Consider the following 21682-nt stretch of genomic DNA (forward strand, 5'->3'; position numbering starts at 1 on the left):
TGCTCTTTTACTCAATAGCTGTTATAACGTAAAAAAACAAACAATAAAGGGGGATGGGGTGATGAAGATCGATCGCATGGATCATCTGGTCCTGACGGTAAAAGACATTGATGCGACATGTGAATTTTACAGCCGTGTGCTGGGGATGGACGCGGTCACTTTTCAAGAAGGAAGAAAAGCGCTGGCATTCGGCAGGCAAAAAATAAACCTCCACGAAGCCGGAAAAGAATTTGAGCCGAAAGCACAGCACCCGGTGCCCGGATCCCTAGACCTGTGTTTCATCACAAATACAGGCATTGATGATGTGATTCGTCATTTGGAGGGGCTGTCCATTAAGATTGAAGAAGGCCCCGCAGAGCGTACGGGCGCTGAAGGGCCGATTATTTCGGTTTATATCAGAGATCCCGACGGAAATCTGCTTGAAATATCAAACGAACTTCGCCAGAACGATTAACGTTCAGTCCGGCTGATGTGTTTGGTCGCTTCAATCATACTGTTTAAAATGTGAGTGCTGCTGCTGTTCAGCAGAACCTTTAAATAGCGGATTTCGCTGGAAAGCGGAGGAGCGGAATTGATCGCTTCCAATCGGTTCACGATCTCCTGATTCATCCTTTTTTGTTCCTGAATCAGACTAAGAAGCTGGGAGGCGGATGAGGCGTATACTTCCGATTTCTGTTTCATAACGCTCGCTCCTTTTCATTGGCTTTGCCACATATTTTAAAGGGTTATAAAAAAAGAATCTATTCATAAAATCTAAAAAAATCAATTCGCGAAGTTTGACGCACGCCGATCGAATGAAAATGAAACCTAAAGGCCATGATACACGTAAACTGAGTATAAGGTCACTGTACATTAGACTTACAAGAACGGTTTACATCGATAAGGAGTGTTACGTATGACGAGAAACAACGCGCTGATTTCAGCAATTTGTTATTTTAGTGTTTTTTTTGCCCCGCTTATTTTGCCAATCGCTGCGTATTTTATAACAGATGATCAAGAAACAAAAAAGCATGCGATGCGTTCGCTTATTTCGCATATTATTCCGTTTATAAGCGTAGTCATATTGGCAGCAGGCGCGATCAGCGGTACGCTTATCTTTAATGATGGCGGTTATTTGGCGGTCATTTTCATGATCGGAGGTTTCGTTTTTTTCGGGATCATCAGTTTGATTATTGTGGTCTGGAACGTTGTTCAAGGGATTAAAATGCTGACTCAGGCCTAAAAGAAGGAGAACGGGGGAGCTTTTCATGAAACAGGAGAAAGAGCGAATTTTAAAATTGGTCGAGGAAGGAAAGCTGTCTGCGAAAGAGGCGCTGATCCTGATCGAAAAACTTGAAGAAGACTACAGGGAAACCGAGAGCAAGGTGACAGCTCTGTCTGAGGATGTCATTGATTCGGAGGACTTCTACAGCGAAAAGAAAAAAGAACCGAAGCCTTCGATCGGTTCCAAACTGTTCGAATGGATTGATACCGCTGTAAAAAAAGTAAAAGAAGCAGACTTGGATTTGAACTTCGGGCATTCGTTCGATGTCCAGCATATATTCCAGTTCAAAGACACCGATTTTTCGACTCTTGATATTCAGCTTGCCAACGGCAGCGTCAACCTTGTACCATGGAGCGATTCCGACATCAGAGTCGAATGCCAGGCAAAAGTGTACCGGGCCGAAAATCAGGATGAAGCAAGGCAGGCTTTTCTCCAGCATATCGACTGCGGTGTGGAAGGCGATAAGTTCACGATCCGTACGGAGAAAAAAACAATGAAGACCAACCTTACCGTCTATATACCGGACAAAGAGTACGGCAAAATCCGCTTTAAGCTGTTTAACGGCCCGGTCAGAGGGGAACATTTAAACGTAAAAGAGCTGTCCGCCAAAACGACGAACGGTGTGCTGTCGTTCTCTGCTCTCACGGCAGGAAAAGCTTCATTGGAAACTGCGAATGGACAAATCAAACTCACCGACCATACTTGCGGAGAGATTGAAGCGGAAACCATCAATGGATTGATCGATCTTAAAGGTTCATGCGAGGCGCTTGACCTGCAGAGCTTTAACGGCAATATCGCTGCAACAGTCAAAAATTCGCACTGCCGGACGGCATATGTGAAAACAACGACGGGAAGCGTAGAGTTGAATGTTCCCCGGGACTGCGCTGTAACAGCGGAGCTGAAAAGCAATCTCGGTTCTCTGTCTCATGATCTGTCAGATGCGGAAATTTTAAAAGAAAAAAACGAGACAATCCAGAAAGAAATGTATCTAAAAGCAAATCAAAATCATGATTATAGCATGACCGTGTTTTTGGAATCGAAGACAGGATCGATCCATTTAAATCATACACAGGAGTGATACAATGAAAAGGCTATTTCGATCCGAAACAGACAGAAAGATTGCCGGGGTCGTCGGGGGTCTTGCTGAATATTTAAATATGGATGCGTCATTGCTGAGAATCATTACGGTTCTATTATTTATATTTTCGACCGGATTTCCCGTCCTGCTGATATATATAGTCTGGGTATTCCTAGTACCGAATGAAGGGGAAGTCGACAGATGATACGATGGATCATAAACGTTCTTGTCAATGCCTTATTATTAATCGTCATTGCCGGTTACTTTGATGCGGTTCACGTCAGAAGCATCGGGGCAGCCATTACGGCAAGCTTGATTTTATCCATCTTAAATATGTTTGTGAAGCCGGTGCTGGTGATTTTGACGCTGCCTGTCACAGTGATTACGTTAGGTTTATTTTTGTTTATCATCAATGCGATCACTCTTTATATGACGGCATCCATTATGGGGGACAGTTTTGACCTGGACGGCTTTGGGACAGCCATTTTTGCGTCGATTGTCCTGTCGGTTTTCCACTTGCTCATTCAAAAAGCAATTATCGAACCGATGTCCAAAAAATAAGCTGAAGTCTGATGAATCATCAGGCTTCTTTTTTTTTGTCCGAATGTCTCTTTCATAAAAATGATCTGTAAAGGCAAAATACGAAAGGGAGGTAGACGATGAAAAAGTACAGAAATCGCCAAACCCTTTTGTTGTTGGCCGCAGTTTTACTTTTTGCCTTGCAGATGCCGCTTTCGTCCGCATCGGGAAAAGAACATATTCAGCCTCGTTCACCGGTCATCAGTCATACTCCTGTTGAACAGGTGAAAAAAGGAGACGACTTATATTTTTCCGCGCATGCTGCGGCCGCCGACACGGTCATTCTGTATTACAAGCAGCATGCCGAATTGCCGTATCGGGCGATTCCGATGGAAGTAGAGCCGGGCAAACAGAACGGCTATATTGCCAAATTGGAAAGCGAATCCATAGCATCCGACAAAGTCCAGTATTACATTGAAGCTCAAGCCGGTGATTTCTCTGTGAAGACCGATGTGTATACTGTCGCCCTGAAAGGCATGCGTACGGATACACAAAAGCTTCCGGAGCTGCTGATCACGGAAATGGTTGTCGACACGTCAAACACCGGTGCAAAAGACGGCTATGAATTTATTGAAGTTTATAACAATACCAATAAAGCTGTTCATCTGAACAGCTACAAAATCAAATACAGACATCCCGAAAAGGGCAAGGAATCAGATGCCATCTGGCCTTTTGAACACGATGATGTGACGATTCCTTCCGGCCAAACACACGTGTTTTGGGTAAAAAACCGCTCAAACGGGCATTTGACAGAAGAGGATTTCAATCAGCATTACGGTGTTCACCTTCGTAAAGGGAAATCGCTATCTGTTCTCAAAGGGAGCGGCATGGCGAATACCGGGCCGAGGGAAGTGATCATCTGCACAAACAGCGGGGAAGAGGTCGCATCCGCCCGTTATCAAAGCGAGCAGGATAAAACAGATGTCGCTAAAAATAAAGCGCTTCTTTATCGATATCCGCTGGACGGAACGAAGCATATGAAAATCATATCGGCCGGGGAAGAAAAACCGTCGCCTGGTTCGCTTCTGAAGGCGCAGGTTCCTTCACAGACGGTGACGGTTATGCCGGATAGAGAAAAACCGGAGATCCATGATATGACGGATCATCAAGCGGTAAAACCAGGTGAAACGATCCAGCTCTTAGCCGATATGAAAGACAATCGGCAAGTGAAACAGGCGCAGTTTTTCTACCGCATGAATGATGATGAGCCGTTTACTGAAGTCCGTGTTGAAAAAAGCCGCAATGACGGCCTGTACCGCCACAATATCTATTTTGCCGAACTCATTGGCAAAGAAAAAGTGGAGTACTATATGCGGGCAGGTGATGGATCAAATGTTACGGCGACTGAAAAGAAAACGATACCGCTCGAACAGCGCATTTTGAAGGGACTCAGGCTGAATGTAAGCGAAGGCGGAACCGTTTCCGGAAAAATGCTGCTGAAAGCCACATCAGAAAAGCCGCCTTCTGAAACGACAATTCGTATTGACGGGATTGAACAAAAGGAAGGTGAACCGGCGCTTGAAAAAAAAGCCTACTTTGCTTTCGATGTCAATCAAACGAATCTGTATTTTAAAAATGCTGTAACGATCGGCAAGAGGATTCAAAAAGTTTTTGACGATTCGCGCCGCCGGTATGCGACAATCACGGTCCCGGTTTCTCCGGAGGAATTTAAAAAAGGAAAGCCGTTTGCGATTAAAGTTCGTTCAGGCACGAAATCAACACCATTTGAACAAACTGCAGAAGAAAACAGGGATGATTTTGTCCTCAAGAATCCCCGCCTCATACTAGCGGATGGGACCATCATCCGCGATGAGCGGTACGACGATCCGAAAGCCGAGCTTCCGGCCGGTGACGGCCCTGGAGCACATGAATGGTATGAATTCCATTTTTCGATTCCGGAAGCCAAGTTGGCATCGCTCGCCAGTCAATGGCATACACGCGCCTGGGATGAAGGGCAGCACATCGTTGAAGCGGAGAATGGCGAAGAAAGGCTCATCCGCAGGGTGACGGTCGATAACACAGGTCCTGAGATCAAGACGTCATTAGAAGACGGCAGGACATATAAAGGGTCGTTTGAGATCAATGCGGCCGCACACGATAAATGGAGCGGGATGAAAAGCATAAAAGCCTTTCTTGACGGCAAAAAGATTGCGCTTCCCTATCTCGTATCTTCTGCCGGCCTGGATGCGGGAAAGCACGAGTTGAAAATAAAAGCGGAGGACAGCGCCGGCAACCTGTCAATCGTGAAAAAGGCATTTTATATTAAAGAGGAAAAGCCGGACAAGCCCGCCCGGGTCAAAAATGCACCCGGCAGCACACATGCTAAGCTGGCTGTCCGCGTCAAGGACCCGACAAAAGATAAGATGAAAGTGTCATTTCATCAGGGATTTCAGTACACAGTAAAAGACGAAGAGCATGTTGATGTGTCAGCGAACGAAAGCGGGACGGAACCTCCGCAAAGCTTTGCGGTCAGGGGGGAAAAGGCGCTGACAAAAGAAGAGCGCAGCGGCATGTCCGCACTTGACGGTAAAGGTTTTGAAACCTCGTCAACAACAAAGTTTCCGTACCATCGCTTTGATGTAAAAGTGGATGAAAATACGGGGCCGAACGACAAGGTGGAAGTGCTGTGGCGCGGGAGTTCACTCCCCGGCAGAAAAGTCTCCATGTTCGCCTGGAATTGGACCAGCAAGAGATGGGAGACGCTGACATACCATGTTGCAAAGGATGACAAACCTTTTACCCTCAAAGGAAGCATCAAAGCTGCCGATTATATTCGCCAATCCAAGGCGAGCATCATCATTCAGGATCAAATTCAGCTTTCGCAAAATGACTATACATTTGTGTGGATGTCTGATACGCAATATTATTCGGAAAGCTATCCGCACATTTTTGAACGTCAAGTCAAGTGGATCGCAGAACAAAAGGACAAGCTGAACATTCAGTACGTCTTTCATACGGGGGATCTTGTGGATGAAGCGGATCAGCCGCTGCAATGGAAGCGCGCCGACCAGTTCATGAAAGTTCTCGACGACAATCAAGTTCCATACGGCGTGCTGGCGGGCAATCACGATGTCAGCCATAAAGACCGCTCTTATTTGAAATTCGGCAAGTACTTCGGGGAAAGACGCTTTAAACAAAAACCGCATTACGGCGGGTCTTATCAGAATAACAAAGGCCATTACGACCTCATTTCCAGCGGGGGCAACGACTATATCATGGTGTCGATGGGGTGGGGAATCGGAAAAAAAGAACTGCAGTGGATAGATGATGTTCTGAAACGCCATCCCGACCGAAAAGCGATTTTGTCATTTCACGAGTTTTTGCTTGTCAGCGGAACCAGAAGTCCAATCGGGGAGAAAATATTTGAACAGATCATCAAGCGGAATCCGAATGTGATCGCCGTGTTAAGCGGTCACTATCACAGCTCAAACTTAAAAATCGACAAGCTTGATGATGACGGGGACGGCAAAGCGGATCGCAAGGTTTATCAAATGCTTGCCGACTATCAGGGCGGTCCTGAAGGAGGCCAAGGTTATTTACGAATTCTCCATGCGGATCCGAAGCATGACACGATCCATGTCAAAACGTATTCGCCATATCTTGACGACTATAATTTTTATGATCCGCACCAATTCGGCCCGAAAGACGAGTTCAACATCAAAACGGATCTGAAACCGCGGAAGAAAAAGGTTAAAACCGATTATTTTGAGCTGAATGTCTTTTCAAACAAGGAGATTGGAAAAGCGAAAACGGTGAAAAGCGGAAAGACAGCTTCAGTGATATGGAAGGATTTACAGCCGAATACAACCTATTTCTGGTATGCCGCAGCTTCTGATCAATACGGCGGCAAAAGCAGGTCTCAGATGTGGAAATTGACGACAAAAGATGACGGCATGAAATCCTTTTTAATAGATCAAACAGCCGGGGCGGGCTCAGCCCGGCGGCAATTGTCGGGGAGCCTCCCGCCGGCCGGCATGATTTTAAAGCAAGGGACACTTGAGCCGTCATCTGAAAAAAACATCCCAATTGTTGAAATCGGCTTTTGGCTGGCGGCAGTTTTCATTTGCGAACGTAAAAAGCATTTGTTTTCCTAAGGGGAGCAAATGCTTTTTAGTTTGTCACGTCTTTTTCCAGACGGGTTGCCGTGTCGGTTTGTTTTTTTCTATAAAGCGATAAAACGCTGACAGAAGCGATGACGGCAAGTGAAAGGACGGCGGCAGTAAAGTAGAGGTTGAAAAACCCCGCTCCCACACTTTCATGGATCGCTTCGCTTATGATATCTTTCACTTTCGGGTCGGGAATTTGGCTGAGTGATTCGTTCAGACGCGATACGTCCGTCTCACCGCCTGTAAACCCCTTGATTGGCATCCCTGCATCATTCAGCTTATGTTTGATAAGTGTGCCGATATTTTCATAGCCGGCCGTTATATATCCTGCATACAGTGCGGGCGCCAAGGTCATCCCCATCTGCCTGACGAGTGATAATGTACCGAGGGCTGTCCCGTAATCCTGTTTTGCTGTCTCGGATACAAGCATATTTAACGGCGCGCCTAACAGAAAACCAAAACCGACCCCTGCGATGATGCTTGCCAAAACAAATTCCCACTTCTCTGTCACCCAGACGGATAAGAGTAAAAACCCGGCGAACGAAATGACTCCCGAGAGCCATGCCGCCTTTACCGGTCCTTTTCGGTCGGCGATGATTCCGCCGAGCCCCGCTCCTATCCCTGAAGCCAGTGCCAGAGGCGTCATCCAGTACCCCGCTTTTTCAGGAGCGACATGCAAATATTGTTCCGCATATGCAGGAATAAAAATAACAGCTGCCAAGAGTCCGCCGGATAAAAATCCGATAAAAAGCGTCCATTGAAACACCTTGTTTTTTAATAAGCTGTAGGCAAGTATCGGGTCGCCGCCCTTCAGCTCTATGCGTTTTTCGTAAAAAATGAGTCCCGCAAAAAGCGCGCAGCCGATCAGAAGAAAAAAGTAAACCTTTGGATCGGACAGGACGGCAGACAGGTTCTGTCCATTAATATTTGTTATTCCGTACATGACAGCTAAAATCGCAAGAGACAACAGCACTGTTCCGGCCAGATCGAGCGGCTTCTGTGTTCCGCCTTTTGTTTCCTTCATCAATGGAACGCTGAGGATGATCAGCGCTGCGGCAATCGGAAGGTTGATCAAAAACAGCCAGTGCCAGCTTCCCGTCATATCTAAAATAAAGCTGCCGATATTCGGACCGAGCACTGCCGCGATTCCGTTCATCGCACCTAAAAGCCCCAGAGCGGTTCCCTGTTTTTCTTTAGGTAGCGCAGTGAGAATATGCGAGCTTCCGATAATAAAAATTCCGCCGCCGCCAAGCGATTGAATCAGCCTTGCCAATAAGAACATCGGGAAGTTTTGGCTCAATGCAACCAGCAGCGAACCGATGCCAAACAGCAAGACCTCGATAATAAACAGCTTTTTGCGCCCGTACCGGTCAGACAGCTTTCCGACGATCGGAACGCTCACTGCCAAACCGAGCGTATAAAGCGTGATGCCCCATGCTCCCCATGAGGGGGATACTTGAAAGGAATCGTTGATTGTTGTCAGTGCGGCTGAAATGATGCCGTTGTCTAAAGCAGCCATAAACACGCCGATCGTAAACAATAATACGGCCCACTTTTGGTTCACACCATTTATCCTCCTTTTTCATTAACTTAAAATAAATAATTCACTTTGAATGAACTATTTTAATCATCCATAAAAAAACACGTTTTGTCAAAAGAAATTTTTCAACAAAAAAAGCTGCGCCGGTTTCCGGGCAGCTTGTCTATTCATCGTCAGCTTTTAACGCTTTTTCAAGAATTGTAAGGCCTTCATTCACTTTGATTTTTTCCTGTTCATTCAGCTTCAGCAGCGCTTTTTTGAGCTTTTCGTGCCCTTTTTTGTAAAGGCTTCGAAAAATCCCCTTCGCATCTTCGGTTAATTCAACAACAATCGTTCGCCGGTCTTGCTCTGAATGTGTTCTTTTGATGAAGTTCGCCTGTTCAAGGCGGCTGAGCAGTCCGGTCATATTCGAAAGGGAAGCTCCCATTTTTTCGGCAATTTCGGAGACTTTCAATGTGCCGTGGTTGTTCAGAAGCATTAAAACCTTCATTTGCGGCATGCTGAGATCGAGCTTCATCCATTCGGAGACATCCCCCAAGCCGGCAGCGGTCAGCACTTTCATATAAAGAACCCATGTCTCTTTCTCTTCCGGGGTCAAAATGTCTTCGTTCAGCACGGTTGTATCATGAATATTGTATTTCAACGGTTCTTCACTTCCTTTTCACGTTCCTCTTTACATACTACTGATTTTTCGCTTTGAAAGAAAGCACTTCATCGAAGTGTCAAGGCGCCATTTTCAAAAAATGTTTTAGGTTCATTTTGAAAGTGATAGAATAAAGCTGAATGTCTAGTTCTTCATCTGAGAAGAGGAGGGTGCATCAATCGTGCCGAAAGTTCGAACAAAAGATGTGATGGATAAATTTAAGCTTGAGCTCATCAGCGGAGAAGAAGGGATCAACCGCCCGATTACGATGAGCGATTTATCAAGACCGGGCCTTGAAATGGCTGGTTATTTTACATACTACCCTAAAGAGAGGGTTCAGCTGCTGGGGAAGACCGAGATTACCTTTTTTGAAAAGCTTCCAGAGGAAGAAAAAAAGCAGCGGATGCTGTCGTTATGCACGGAAATTACACCGGCGATCATCCTTTCCCGTGATTTGCCGATTCCGCCTGAACTCGTGGAGGCTTCCGAAGAAAACGGCGTGCCTGTGCTTCGTTCCCCGTTGAAGACGACGCGCCTGACGAGCCGTCTGACAAATTTTCTTGAAAGCCAGCTGGCTCCGACAACTGCGATTCACGGCGTCCTCGTGGACGTTTACGGCGTCGGGGTGCTGATTATCGGAAAGAGCGGCGTTGGAAAAAGCGAAACGGCTTTGGAGCTTGTCAAAAGAGGCCATCGTCTTGTGGCTGATGACTGCGTTGAGATCAGACAGGAAGACCAGGATACATTGATCGGAAGCGCGCCTGAATTAATTGAGCATCTCCTGGAAATCAGAGGTCTTGGCATTATCAATGTCATGACGTTATTTGGCGCGGGGGCGGTCAGAAGCTTTAAGCGGATTACCCTTGTGATGAGCCTGGAGCTTTGGGAGCAAGGAAAGCAGTATGACCGCTTAGGGCTTGAAGAAGACACAATGAAAATTATTGATACAGACGTTCCGAAGCTGACAATTCCGGTTCGTCCGGGAAGAAATCTTGCCGTCATTATCGAAGTAGCCGCAATGAACTTCAGACTGAAGAGAATGGGGCTGAATGCCGCGGAGCAATTTACTCATAAGCTTGCGGATGTGATTGAAGATGGTGAGCTTGAAGAATAGGAGTTGACAATATGAATGAAACGATTGAACCTTTAAATCCGATTGCTTTTCACCTGGGGCCGATCGCTGTCCATTGGTACGGCATTATCATCGGCCTTGGCGCTTTGCTGGGCTTGTGGCTGGCGGTCAGGGAAGGCGAACGGAGGGGACTGCATAAGGACACCTTTGTCGATTTGGTGCTTTTTGCGATCCCGATTGCGATTTTATGTGCAAGGGCATACTATGTCATTTTTCAATGGGGTTATTACAGTGAACATCCGGACCAGATTATTCAAATATGGAACGGCGGCCTTGCGATCCACGGCGGACTGATCGGCGCCGTGCTGACGGGTATCATTTATGCGAAGGTCAAAGGGCTTTCGTTTTGGAAGCTGGCTGATATCGCTGCTCCAAGCATCCTGCTGGGTCAGGCGATCGGCCGCTGGGGAAACTTTATGAACCAGGAAGCGCACGGTGAGGCGGTGTCAAGAGCGTTTTTAGAAAACCTCCACCTGCCTGATTTTATCATTAATCAAATGTATATTGACGGACAGTACTACCAGCCTACCTTTTTGTATGAATCACTGTGGAGCTTCACGGGAGTCGTCGTTCTGCTTCTTTTAAGAAAAGCGAATTTAAAGAGAGGCGAGCTGTTCTTAATCTACGTCATTTGGTATTCGATGGGACGCTACTTTATCGAAGGGCTAAGAACTGACAGCCTGATGCTGACGGAGAACCTTCGCATCGCACAGGTTATTTCGATCGTACTGATCCTCTGTGCGGCTGCGCTGATAGCCTACAGACGTTTCAAAGGCAGAGAGATTAAACGTTATCAGGAGATGTAGCGATTTTACAAAGGGGAGACAGCAATGAAGGGAACTTTAAAAGCCGGTGCTGTAGCGGGGCTGAAAACGACGTGGACGCTCGGAAAAGTGATTTTTCCTGTCACGCTGATTGTCAGCCTGCTGCAGCATACACCGGTGATGGACTGGTTGATCAAGCTGATCACGCCGGCGATGGGAATTTTCGGGTTATCAGGGGAAGCGGCGATACCGCTTGTGCTCGGCAACATGCTGAACTTGTATGCCGGAATTGCAGGGATTTTAACGCTTGATCTGTCGGTTAAAGAAGTGTTTATTTTAGCGGTGATGCTGTCGTTTTGCCACAATTTAATTATCGAATCGACCGTTGCTTCAAGGGTCGGAATTAAAATATGGCTTATTTTACTGGTGCGCATCGGTCTCGCTGTTTTTTCGGCCATTATCATCAATCTTGTCTGGCATGGCGGGCAGGATGCGGCCAAATACGGCTTGATCTCAGCGAAAAGCGCTGCGCCTTCCGGCTGGTTTGAAATTGCGCTTGAAGCCGTGACCAAGGCGGGTCTTGGTGTCCTTCAGCTTGCAGCCATCGTGATACCGCTGATGATCATCATTCAATATATGAGAGACCTCGGCTGGCTGAATACTTTTTCAAGGTGGTTTGCACCGCTGACGAGAATGCTCGGAATGAAAGAGAACACTTCAATGACGATGGTTGCCGGGCTGACGATCGGCCTTGCATACGGGGCCGGTGTTATGATCAAAGCGGTCGAAGAAGACGGCGTCAGCAAAAGGGATGTAACGCTTGCTTTTATTTTTCTCGTCGCCTGCCACGCGGTTGTTGAAGACACACTCGTATTTATCCCGCTCGGCATTCCGGTCTGGCCTCTTTTGTTGATCAGGCTTATAACCGCGATTCTGCTGACGATCGCGATATCGCGCATCTGGAGAAAGCCGGGTTATTCCGTTCGCAGAAAGGAAGCTTTGTATGAAAGTTAATACGGTTTTATTTGATTTGGATGGAACGCTCATCAATACAAATGAGCTGATTATCGCCTCATTTTTGCACACGCTCGATCATTATGCACCGGGACGCTATAAACGGGAGGATGTCCTTGCTTTCATCGGACCTTCCCTTTATGAAACGTTCTCAAGCATTCAAAAGGATAAGGCTGAAGAAATGATCACCATGTACCGGACATTTAATCATCAGATGCATGATGAACTGGTAACCGAGTATGAGACGGTTTACGAGACGCTTGAACGCCTTGCGGAAGAAGGGTATAAGCTCGGCATCGTCACGACAAAGCTGCGGGACACCGTCATCATGGGGCTTAAACTGACGGGGCTTGATGCCTTTTTCGAGACGGTTGTGACGCTGGATGACGTCGAGCGGCCGAAGCCTGATCCCGAGCCTGTTTTGCTTGCCCTTTCCAAGCTTGGCAGCCGTCCGGAAGAAGCCATCATGATCGGTGATAATTACCACGATATTTTAGCCGGGAGGAATGCCGGAACGAAAACAGCAGGCGTTGCATGGACGATTAAAGGAGAAGAAAGCCTGGCCAAACACGAGCCTGATTTTATGCTTCAGCAAATGAGCGATCTCCTTCACATTCTTGGAGTGGAGAAAGTTTGAGAAAGACGAAGCGCTACCCGGTGTCCGGCGCTAATTCCTTATGGCACATCTATCAGACTGTTCCGTTTTTTAAAGTGGTCAAAAACTTTATCATCATTCAGGCGGCGCGCTATACGCCGTTTCTTGGAATGAAAAACTGGATGTACCGGACGTTTTTGCGGATGAAAATCGGAGAGAAATGTTCATTTGCTTTAATGGTCATGCCGGATATCATGTTTCCTGAAAAAATCTCAGTCGGGCGAAACACCGTGATCGGCTATAATACGACCATTTTGGCGCACGAGTATTTAATAAAAGAATATCGGCTCGGCGAGGTTATCATCGGCGATGAAGTCATGATCGGAGCCAATACGACGATCCTTCCAGGCGTCGAAATCGGAGACGGCGCAGTCATTTCTGCCGGTACGCTCGTTCATAAAGATGTGCCTCCGGGCGCTTTTGTCGGCGGCAATCCGATGCAGCTGATCTATACAAAAGAAGAAATGGAAAAAAGATTGGAGCCCCCCGCTAAATAAAGAGCGGGGGCTTTTATTTGCAATCAGCGTTAAAATTCATGATTGTTCCTTTCCGTAATATGCTTCACACCGATCCATTTCTTTCCGACTTTTGAGTACCTTGTATTTGTCATCGTAACGGAACTTGTACTGCTGTCGGTTCTGAAGATGGCCTCTTTCATGTTTGTAATCGTACAGTTATCAATATTGACCACGGCTTTAAATGTCGAGCCTCCGAGCTGGCGAATGAATTTACCTCCTTGATCGGCAGTGAAATTTTTCACGGTAAATGTGCTCGCTTTATTAATTTGAAAGATTTTGTCCGCGGCAAGCCGGGCCGATCCTCCGTTAATCGTGACACTTCCTTCGCTTTTGACAGTCAAGGCATCTTCGCCGACATCTTCCCAAACAACATTGTTTATGGAGGCGTTTCCATAAGTGTGAACACCATCAGCAGCAGGAGCGCCTAGCACGACATTTTTGAGCGTTGCACCATCCTCCACTTTGAAAATCGGTTTTTGATCTTCGCGCTGGCTGCCGTCCCCCAGCTCCGGACCTGCAATCAGCCGCTTGCCTTTTCCGTCATACGTTTGGCCTTTCCCGACTACGATCGTTTTGTGAACGACCTCGGCGGCCAAAGCTTTTTCAGGCAGAGCCTGTCCAAACCCGCATACGAGCAAACCAGACAAAATAATTGTACCTGCTAATCTCTTCATCATTTCCATCCTCCTCAAGAAATATTTTTGATACAGATGTTTGTCTCCCTTAGATGAAAATAATTTCTGGTCCTTTTGCAATAAGATGAGACACCTATTTCGGTACTATCATATATGCGAGTTTGCTGAATGTAAACAAATAATTTGAATATTATGAAAAAACAGTAAATTAAACACACGCGATAATGTTATTTTCTGTATGTTGGATTTGTCAAAAGGGTAAAGCGGCTTATTTTATTGAGGGTTGAAAGAACTAAAAAAAGGCAGGGATTAATCTGCCTTTTTAGGCGGCGATCACGATCGCCTGACTGCCCATCTGTTTCCATGATTTCTCGAAATTTTCTCTGTCTGTTTTTCTGTTTTTATATCCGTACGGATCATTCAAATAAACGTAATCCTCATCATAGCCTGTCACGGCAACACTGTGAACGCTGTACGTCACATCGACTTTGCCTGACGGTGTATTCCATGTTTCCATATCGTTGACTGGGGTGAAATGTACAGTGGTGATGACCCAAACCGGTCTGCCCTGATTCAGCTGTTCATAAATTTTTCCCGGCTCACTCCCCGTCAAATCGACCGCTTTAGTACCTGCGTATGAATAGGCCAAATCGTAAATCGGACCATGGTAGACACTCAGTCCGGGTCCGTTTTCCATATCTCCGACAAAGCCGTCGTTAGGATTTCCCTTTAAGCCGTTTTCATATTGCAGAGGCACTCTTTTCACCTCATTGGCAAGTTCAGTTTTTGTGACACTATATCCGCTGTAGTTTAAGATCATTGCCAGGCTGGCGACTTCACAGCCGTTATAAAGCTTCGGCGAGTCCATTTGGTTGATCAGCGGAACGTCAAGCGGCTGACGCTCTCCTTTATTGTTCCCATTGTCAGCAGCAGTTTTATGGCTGCTGTGCAACATTTCGGCTAACGGGCTTAACGCATCTTTAGAAAACAGAATAAGAACGGCGGTCATAAGAACTGCTACGAAAAAAATATAAAAAAGAGTTTTGAAAAATTTCATTCTGAGTCTCCTGTCTTCCCGTTGCTGGTTTGGTTAAGGCAAAGATTTGCGATCGTATATATATTATAACATCAAGATGTTTATTACATAAAAGTTATCATTTCCTATACGGTGTCAGAGTCTATTTTAAGAGAGGCTGTTGATTTTGATTCTTTTATCTGTTAGCATATTATCATATTAGCGAACTAAAGGATTCGGAATTTTCCTTCAAACCGTTATGGGGGTGCAATTGTAAATGTTTATGTTTGAAAAACCGCATGGCATGCGGGATACGCTGCCTGTGCTTTACGAAACAAAGAAAAAGGTGCGCTCTTCATTAACAGAGGTGATGGCCTTGTGGGGGTATCAGTTCATGGAGACTCCGGCCCTTGAATTTTATGATACGGTCGGTGTGCAGTCGGCCATATTGGACCAGCAGTTGTTTAAACTCCTCGATCAGGAGGGGCAGACGCTCGTGTTGAGGCCTGACATGACGGCTCCGATCGCCAGGGTGGCGGCCTCAAAGCTTCATAAAGATGATCATCCGCTCAGAGTGGGCTATGCTGCAAATGTGTTCAGGGCACAGGAGCGTGAAGGCGGGCGCCCCGCCGAATTTGAGCAAGTCGGCGTTGAACTGATCGGCGATGGATCTACAAGTGCTGACGCTGAAGTGATTGCGCTCGTCATTTTTTCGCTTAAAAATGCCGGCCTGACTTCATTTAAAATCTCAATCGGCCATGTCGGGATTTTAGACGCCCTTTTTGTGGAGGTTTTAGGGAATGAAGAAAGGGCTCATGTCCTACAGCGCTATTTATACGAGAAGAACTATGTCGGCTACCGGGAGCATGTAAAATCCCTCAATTTATCCTCAATTGATAAAAGCAGGCTGCTGGAGCTTTTGGAGCTGAGGGGCGGTATTGAAACGTGCATCAGAGCGGCATCCATCATCGATTCTGAAAAAGGAAAACGTGCGGTTTCAGAACTGGAGACGCTTTGGGAGACGCTCGGCGACTATGGTTGCACGGACGACATTAAGTTCGATTTAGGCATGGTCAGCCATATGAGCTACTATACCGGTGTTTTGTTTGAAATCTATGCTGAAAACGTCGGCTTTCCGATCGGAAACGGCGGCAGATATGATCAGCTACTCGGCCGCTTCGACTCACCCGCTCCGGCAACCGGTTTCGGCATCAGGACTGACAGGCTGCTGGAAGCATTGAAGCCGGCGGAAGAACAAGAAAAAATCGATGTCGTCATCTTCAGCACGGAACAGAGAAAAGAGGCAATCAGATTTGCCGAAGAAGAACGAGGTAAAGGCAAAAAAGTCGTCATGCAGGACTTAGCGGGAATCGGAGATATTGATCAAATGACGAAGTCTTTTCAAAACGTGACCTATTTTATCGGGGCCAGAAAGGAAGAGAAGCATGGGTAAGGAATTGACGATTGCGATGCCGAAAGGGCGGATATTTGAGGAAGCGGCCGATATGCTTCGAAAAGCAGGCTATCAGCTTCCTGAAGAATTCGACGATTCGAGAAAGCTGATCATTCAAGTGCCTGAAGAAAATCTTCGCTTTATCCTCGCCAAGCCGATAGATGTCACAACATATGTCGAGCACGGGGTGGCCGATGCCGGAATCGCCGGCAAAGATGTCCTGCTAGAAGAAGAACGCGATGTCTATGAGGTTCTTGATTTAAACATCAGCAAATGCCGTCTTGCCGTAGCCGGCCTGCCCGAGACAGCGGCCGACAGCGTTGCGCCCCGGGTTGCGACCAAGTACCCGAATGTCGCATCAAGCTACTTCAGGGAGCAGGGGGAACAAGTGGAAATCATCAAGCTCAACGGTTCGATTGAACTTGCTCCGCTGATCGGGCTTGCCGGCCGAATCGTTGATATCGTATCAACAGGGCAGACTTTGCGGGAAAATGGGCTAGTTGAAACCGAAAAAATTTGCGACATCACGTCCCGCTTAATCGTAAATCCTGTCAGCTACCGAATGAAAGACGCAGTCATCGATGAAATGGCTTCAAGACTTTCTCTTATTGTGGAAGGGGAAAAAGCAAAATGAAGATCAAATCCATCAGCGGAAATACGCCGGTTTCATTAAAGCGCACCATTGACGCCGGAACGGAGGAACAAAGAAAAGCAGTCCGCGGCATTATCGAAGAAGTGAAAAAGAACGGGAATTCAGCTGTTTCCGCATTCACAAGGCAATTTGACGGAGCGGATGTGGCCGACTTTCGCGTTTCCGAAGAGGAAATCAAGGAAGCATATAGCACGCTCAATCAGCGTGATCTCGAGATTATTCAGGCGGCGATTTTCAACATTAAAGAATATCATGAACGGCAGCTCACAACATCATGGTTTTACCACCGCAAGGACGGAACGATGCTCGGCCAAAAAATTACGCCGCTTGATTCAGCGGGGGTGTACGTGCCCGGCGGAACGGCTGCTTACCCATCATCCGTTCTGATGAATGTCATTCCGGCGCTTGTTGCAGGCGTCGATCGCATTGTCCTTGTTTCACCTCCGGGAAAAGACGGCAAATTGTCGGCGGGAGTGCTGGCGGCGGCTGCAGAGCTTGGCGTTACAGAGATTTACAAAATGGGTGGTGCCCAGGCGATTGCCGCATTGGCTTATGGAACGGAAACCATTTCCCCCGTCGATAAAATAACGGGACCCGGAAATATTTACGTCGCCTTGGCTAAACGGGAAGTATTCGGCCAGGTTGATATCGATATGATCGCAGGCCCAAGTGAAATCGCCATACTTGCTGACAGTACGGCAAACTACCGGGAAATCGCCGCTGATCTACTTTCACAGGCTGAGCATGATGCGATGGCATCGAGCATTCTTGTCACCAATTCAAAGACGCTTGCCGAATCCGTTTTAAAAGAGGTTTACGAACAGCTCGAACATCTTCCGAGAAAAGAGATTGCACGGCAGTCGATTGACAACTACGGCCTGATCTATGTTACAGAGACGATGAATGAAGCAGTTTCCGTCATCAATGAGCTCGCTCCTGAACATTTGGAAATTTTAACAGCTCAGCCTGATGCGCTGCTCGGACAGATCAAACACGCGGGCGCCATTTTCCTGGGCCGCTACAGTTCAGAGCCGGTGGGCGATTATTTTGCAGGCCCTAATCATGTCCTGCCGACTAACGGTACAGCCAGATTTTCAAGTCCGCTAAATGTGACAGACTTCCAAAAGCGCTCCAGCATCATTTCCTACAGCAGGGAAGCTTTCCGCGCAAATGCTGAGAACATTGCGGCCTTTGCCAGATTGGAAGGGCTTGAAGCCCATGCAAGAGCAATTGAATCCAGAAACCGGGAGGAAGACTGATGAGAAAAGCCGAACGGGCAAGAAAAACCAATGAAACTGATATTAAATTATCCTTTCATATTGACGGAGAAGGAAAAGCTGATATTCAAACGGATGTCCCGTTTATGACACATATGCTCGATTTATTTACAAAACACGGGCAGTTTGACCTTTCAATTGAAGCGAAAGGCGATGTTGAAATTGACGACCATCATACGACGGAAGATATCGGAATTTGTCTCGGACAGGCGCTTTTGGAAGCGCTCGGAGATAAACAAGGAATCAAACGCTACGGTTCGAGCATGGTGCCGATGGATGAAGCGCTCGCCCAGGTTGCGATTGATCTGAGCAACAGGCCGCACCTCGAGTTCAGAGCCGAATTCCCGAGCCGGAAAGTTGGAACATTTGATACAGAGCTTGTCCATGAATTTTTGTGGAAGTTTGCCCTGGAAGCACGAATGAATCTTCATGTCATCGTTCATTACGGTACGAACACCCACCATATGATCGAGGCGATTTTTAAAGCGCTGGGACGTGCGCTTGATGAAGCGACATTGATCGATCCGCGGGTCAAAGGAATTCCATCAACGAAAGGAATGCTGTAAATGATCGGTGTCATAGATTACGGAATGGGAAACCTGTACAGCGTTTCTAAAGCGCTTGAACGGATCGATGCCCCTTATTTCGTGTCCGAGCATCCGGATGAACTTAAGAAAGCGGACAGTTATATCCTTCCGGGAGTCGGCGCTTTTCGGGATGCAATGAAGATTTTAACCGAAACCGGCCTGAAAACATTTATTCAAGATACTGCAAGCGAAGGAAAACCTCTTCTCGGCATATGCCTCGGCATGCAGCTTTTATTTGAAGAAAGCGAAGAACGCGGGGCGTCAGAAGGGCTCGGCCTTTTGAAAGGAAAAGTCGTTAAACTGAAAGACTGTGATCAAGCGGGAAATCGCTTAAAAGTGCCTCACATGGGCTGGAATCTTCTTACGGTCCACCGCGACTCGCCGCTATTGCCAAAAGCGAAAGAAGGATTCGCGTATTTCGTTCACTCGTATTATGTCAGCGGAATCGAAGTGGAGGCTTTGCTTGCCAGCGCCGAATACGGTGTGCGTGTGCCCGCTGTCGTCGGTCTTGGCAATGTATACGGCGCCCAGTTCCATCCGGAAAAAAGCAGTACGGTCGGCATGTCGATCTTAAAGCGGTTCAAGCAGTTTACACAAGAACAGAAGGTGAAAAAATGAGCGAGTTTACTGTATACCCTGCCATTGATATGAGAAACGGCAAGTGCGTCAGGCTCCTCCAGGGAGATTACGAAAAAGAAACGATTTACGGTCATTCCCCTCTGGAGATGGCCTCCCTGTTTGCTGAAGCGGGGGCAAACTGGATTCATCTTGTCGATTTGGACGGGGCAAGGGAAGGCAAAAAAGTGAACGACAGCCACGTCATAAGCATTGCAGCTGAGCTCAACGTTAAAGTGCAGATCGGCGGCGGCATCAGAACTGAAAAAGACGTCTATGACTACTTGTCGCAAGGCGTTGAGAGGGTGATCCTAGGCAGCTCTGCCGTATCAAATCCCGAGTTTGTCAAAAAAATGCTGAAAGCCTACGGTCGGCATATCGCAATCGGTCTTGACGCAAGAGACGGATTTGTTTCGACTGAGGGGTGGCTTGAGACCTCCTCCGTTAGAGCGGAAGAGCTTGGCCGTGAGCTGGCAAATGAAGGTGCAGAAGTTTTTATCTTTACTGACATTGCAACTGACGGAATGCTGTCAGGACCGAATATCAACAGTACAGTAGAGCTTGCGAAGGCAACCGGCAAACAAGTCATTGCCTCCGGCGGCGTCAGCTCTCTCGCCGATCTTGAGGCGCTCGCTTCCCGCGCTTCGGAAGGCGTCTGCGGCGCTATTGTCGGAAAAGCTCTTTATACCAACCAATTTACTGTGGCTGAAGCGCTTGAAAGGGTGGCCGCAAAGTGATCACAAAACGAATTATCCCGTGTTTGGACGTAAAAGACGGACGCGTTGTCAAAGGTGTACAGTTTGTTGAATTGAAAGATGCCGGCGACCCCGTTGAACTGGCGGAAGTATATGATCATGAAGGCGCCGATGAGCTTGTTTTTCTCGATATATCGGCTTCCCATGAAGGGAGAAAAACGATGGTTGACGTCGTTGAAAGAGTAGCGGCCAAGCTGGCGATCCCGTTTACCGTCGGCGGCGGCATCAATCGTTTGGATGATATGAAAACGATCCTGCGGGCCGGAGCCGATAAAGTTTCCGTCAATACGGCTGCCGTTCTCCGTCCGGAACTGATAACGGAAGGCGCTGACTTTTTCGGCTCTCAATGCATTGTCGTCGCGATTGATGCAAAATACGATCCGGAAGCTGATCTGTACTATGTTTATACACACGGCGGACGGAAAAAGACGGACCTTGAGGCCGTTTCATGGGCGAAGGAAGCCGTTCAGCGAGGAGCTGGTGAAATCCTGCTGACAAGCATGGATTCTGACGGAGAAAAGAACGGGTTTGACTGCAGACTCACAAAGCTTGTGTCAGAAGCTGTTTCAGTCCCGGTCATTGCATCCGGAGGCGCAGGTCATGCGGACCACATATATGATGCGTTTGCAGAAGGCCGGGCGGACGCGGCTCTTGCCGCATCTATCTTTCATTACAAAGAAACATCTGTAAAAGAAGTAAAAGCTTATTTAAAAGAGCGCGGGGTGAATGTAAGATGATCAAGGCAGACGAGTTGACATTTAATGAAGCCGGCTTGATCCCGGCGATTGTTCAGGATGCAGCGAGCAAGGAAGTGCTGACACTTGCTTATATGAATAAAGAATCGTTTGAAAAAACGCTGGAAACAAAGGAGACATGGTTTTTCAGCAGATCGCGCGAAGAGCTCTGGCATAAGGGAGCGACGTCAGGAAACATTCAGCGTGTGAAAGACATCAGGCTTGACTGTGATCAGGATGCGCTCATCGTGCTGGTCGAACCTGCGGGGCCGGCCTGTCATACAGGAAGCTACAGCTGTTTCTCGCCCGGCGAACATATCAGACAGACTGATGGCGGCCGCTTTGACATCATCAATGAACTTGAAACCGTCATTGCCAAACGGCAGGCTGAAATGCCTGAAGGCGCATATACAACATATTTGTTCCGTGAAGGCGTTGACAAGATTTTGAAGAAGGTTGGCGAAGAGGCAGCAGAAGTCATCATCGCTGCAAAAAACCGTGATCCTGAAGAGCTGAAATGGGAAGCGGCTGACCTTCTTTACCATCTGCTCGTTTTGCTGAGGGAGCAGTCCCTTCCGCTTGATGATGTGCTTGGAGTCCTGAAAGAGCGCCATGAAGGATCTGAATCATAAGCACATTGCTTACAACCAAAAGGCAGTTTGCCTT

General features: G+C 47.3%; 24 protein-coding genes. 19 read left to right on the top strand and 5 right to left on the bottom strand.

All coding sequences use genetic code 11. From position 1 onward, the window contains the following. Positions 1-61: 61 nt before the first annotated feature. Positions 62-454, top strand: a complete 393-nt coding sequence (locus tag H2R00_RS18110; RefSeq protein ID WP_220462693.1) for a VOC family protein — start codon at positions 62-64, stop codon at positions 452-454. Here H2R00_RS18110 and H2R00_RS18115 read toward each other — a convergent pair. Beyond that, positions 451-681 (bottom strand): hypothetical protein, encoded by a 231-nt coding sequence (locus tag H2R00_RS18115; protein ID WP_154994626.1) that lies wholly within the window; start codon positions 679-681, stop codon positions 451-453. The two genes, H2R00_RS18110 and H2R00_RS18115, sit on opposite strands and share 4 nt — an antisense overlap. A 214-nt stretch (positions 682-895) precedes the next feature. Between H2R00_RS18115 and H2R00_RS18120 the strand changes: the two genes are divergently transcribed. From H2R00_RS18120 to H2R00_RS18140, 5 genes are all read left to right on the top strand, one after another. Continuing rightward, positions 896-1222 carry a DUF4870 domain-containing protein gene (locus H2R00_RS18120; RefSeq protein ID WP_043926660.1) on the top strand — a complete coding sequence of 109 codons (327 nt, stop codon included), beginning with the start codon at positions 896-898 and terminating at the stop codon, positions 1220-1222. Between the two features lie 25 nt (positions 1223-1247). Then, positions 1248-2342 carry a DUF4097 family beta strand repeat-containing protein gene (locus tag H2R00_RS18125; protein ID WP_154994628.1) on the top strand — a complete coding sequence of 365 codons (1095 nt, stop codon included), beginning with the start codon at positions 1248-1250 and terminating at the stop codon, positions 2340-2342. A 4-nt stretch (positions 2343-2346) separates the two neighbouring features. Then, positions 2347-2547 carry a PspC domain-containing protein gene (locus H2R00_RS18130; protein WP_145651223.1) on the top strand — a complete coding sequence of 67 codons (201 nt, stop codon included), beginning with the start codon at positions 2347-2349 and terminating at the stop codon, positions 2545-2547. Beyond that, positions 2544-2903 (top strand): phage holin family protein, encoded by a 360-nt coding sequence (locus H2R00_RS18135; RefSeq protein ID WP_182069996.1) that lies wholly within the window; start codon positions 2544-2546, stop codon positions 2901-2903. Before H2R00_RS18130 ends, H2R00_RS18135 begins: the two co-directional genes overlap by 4 nt. Before the next feature lie 98 nt (positions 2904-3001). Further along, positions 3002-7015: a lamin tail domain-containing metallophosphoesterase family protein gene (locus tag H2R00_RS18140; protein WP_182069997.1), complete on the top strand. Its 4014-nt coding sequence runs from the start codon at positions 3002-3004 to the stop codon at positions 7013-7015. A 16-nt stretch (positions 7016-7031) separates the two neighbouring features. Here the strand turns inward: H2R00_RS18140 and H2R00_RS18145 are convergent, their stop codons facing one another. Both H2R00_RS18145 and H2R00_RS18150 read right to left on the bottom strand, forming a co-directional pair. Next, on the bottom strand, positions 7032-8546 hold the full coding sequence (locus tag H2R00_RS18145; RefSeq protein WP_483398310.1) for an MFS transporter: 1515 nt from the start codon (positions 8544-8546) through the stop codon (positions 7032-7034). A 184-nt stretch (positions 8547-8730) separates the two neighbouring features. Further along, the gene (locus H2R00_RS18150) at positions 8731-9210 is read right to left on the bottom strand and encodes a MarR family transcriptional regulator (RefSeq protein ID WP_154994160.1); all 480 of its coding nucleotides are present in this window, start codon (positions 9208-9210) and stop codon (positions 8731-8733) included. A 181-nt stretch (positions 9211-9391) separates the two neighbouring features. Between H2R00_RS18150 and hprK the strand changes: the two genes are divergently transcribed. From hprK to H2R00_RS18175, 5 genes are read left to right on the top strand one after another with little or no spacing between them, the layout of a single operon-like run. Then, entirely contained in the window at positions 9392-10324 is a 933-nt protein-coding gene (hprK, locus tag H2R00_RS18155; protein ID WP_043926653.1) for an HPr(Ser) kinase/phosphatase, read from the top strand. Positions 10325-10335: 11 nt separating this feature from the next. Continuing rightward, entirely contained in the window at positions 10336-11148 is an 813-nt protein-coding gene (gene lgt / locus H2R00_RS18160; RefSeq protein ID WP_154994162.1) for a prolipoprotein diacylglyceryl transferase, read from the top strand. Between the two features lie 24 nt (positions 11149-11172). Continuing rightward, complete coding sequence (locus H2R00_RS18165; protein WP_154994164.1) at positions 11173-12120, top strand: nucleoside recognition domain-containing protein; 948 nt, start codon at positions 11173-11175, stop codon at positions 12118-12120. Then, positions 12110-12757 (top strand): pyrophosphatase PpaX, encoded by a 648-nt coding sequence (gene ppaX, locus H2R00_RS18170; protein WP_182069999.1) that lies wholly within the window; start codon positions 12110-12112, stop codon positions 12755-12757. Before H2R00_RS18165 ends, ppaX begins: the two co-directional genes overlap by 11 nt. Beyond that, the gene (locus H2R00_RS18175) at positions 12754-13272 is read left to right on the top strand and encodes an acyltransferase (protein WP_154994165.1); all 519 of its coding nucleotides are present in this window, start codon (positions 12754-12756) and stop codon (positions 13270-13272) included. Before ppaX ends, H2R00_RS18175 begins: the two co-directional genes overlap by 4 nt. Positions 13273-13301: 29 nt before the next feature. Here the strand turns inward: H2R00_RS18175 and H2R00_RS18180 are convergent, their stop codons facing one another. Both H2R00_RS18180 and H2R00_RS18185 read right to left on the bottom strand, forming a co-directional pair. Beyond that, positions 13302-13970, bottom strand: coding sequence for a pectate lyase (locus H2R00_RS18180; RefSeq protein WP_154994167.1), 669 nt, complete (start codon positions 13968-13970; stop codon positions 13302-13304). A gap of 280 nt (positions 13971-14250) precedes the next feature. After that, positions 14251-14985: a C39 family peptidase gene (locus H2R00_RS18185; RefSeq protein ID WP_154994169.1), complete on the bottom strand. Its 735-nt coding sequence runs from the start codon at positions 14983-14985 to the stop codon at positions 14251-14253. A 235-nt stretch (positions 14986-15220) separates the two neighbouring features. Between H2R00_RS18185 and H2R00_RS18190 the strand changes: the two genes are divergently transcribed. Genes H2R00_RS18190 through hisIE form a run of 8 tightly spaced genes read left to right on the top strand, consistent with a single transcriptional unit; the run spans position 15221 to position 21648 of the window. Beyond that, the gene (locus H2R00_RS18190) at positions 15221-16396 is read left to right on the top strand and encodes an ATP phosphoribosyltransferase regulatory subunit (protein WP_182070000.1); all 1176 of its coding nucleotides are present in this window, start codon (positions 15221-15223) and stop codon (positions 16394-16396) included. Continuing rightward, complete coding sequence (gene hisG / locus H2R00_RS18195) at positions 16389-17030, top strand: ATP phosphoribosyltransferase (RefSeq protein ID WP_182070001.1); 642 nt, start codon at positions 16389-16391, stop codon at positions 17028-17030. The genes H2R00_RS18190 and hisG overlap by 8 nt, the downstream gene beginning before the upstream one ends. Beyond that, positions 17027-18307: a histidinol dehydrogenase gene (hisD, locus tag H2R00_RS18200; protein ID WP_182070002.1), complete on the top strand. Its 1281-nt coding sequence runs from the start codon at positions 17027-17029 to the stop codon at positions 18305-18307. Before hisG ends, hisD begins: the two co-directional genes overlap by 4 nt. After that, positions 18307-18891 (top strand): imidazoleglycerol-phosphate dehydratase HisB, encoded by a 585-nt coding sequence (hisB, locus tag H2R00_RS18205; protein ID WP_043926643.1) that lies wholly within the window; start codon positions 18307-18309, stop codon positions 18889-18891. The genes hisD and hisB overlap by 1 nt, the downstream gene beginning before the upstream one ends. Continuing rightward, the gene (hisH, locus tag H2R00_RS18210) at positions 18892-19530 is read left to right on the top strand and encodes an imidazole glycerol phosphate synthase subunit HisH (protein WP_182070003.1); all 639 of its coding nucleotides are present in this window, start codon (positions 18892-18894) and stop codon (positions 19528-19530) included. Further along, positions 19527-20264, top strand: a complete 738-nt coding sequence (gene hisA / locus H2R00_RS18215; protein WP_182070004.1) for a 1-(5-phosphoribosyl)-5-[(5-phosphoribosylamino)methylideneamino]imidazole-4-carboxamide isomerase — start codon at positions 19527-19529, stop codon at positions 20262-20264. Before hisH ends, hisA begins: the two co-directional genes overlap by 4 nt. Beyond that, positions 20261-21019, top strand: coding sequence for an imidazole glycerol phosphate synthase subunit HisF (gene hisF, locus H2R00_RS18220; protein ID WP_182070005.1), 759 nt, complete (start codon positions 20261-20263; stop codon positions 21017-21019). The genes hisA and hisF overlap by 4 nt, the downstream gene beginning before the upstream one ends. Continuing rightward, positions 21016-21648 carry a bifunctional phosphoribosyl-AMP cyclohydrolase/phosphoribosyl-ATP diphosphatase HisIE gene (hisIE, locus tag H2R00_RS18225; protein ID WP_182070006.1) on the top strand — a complete coding sequence of 211 codons (633 nt, stop codon included), beginning with the start codon at positions 21016-21018 and terminating at the stop codon, positions 21646-21648. The genes hisF and hisIE overlap by 4 nt, the downstream gene beginning before the upstream one ends. Positions 21649-21682 lie beyond the last annotated feature (34 nt).

The organism is Bacillus haynesii, from assembly GCF_014042035.1.
GTDB lineage: Bacteria > Bacillota > Bacilli > Bacillales > Bacillaceae > Bacillus > Bacillus haynesii.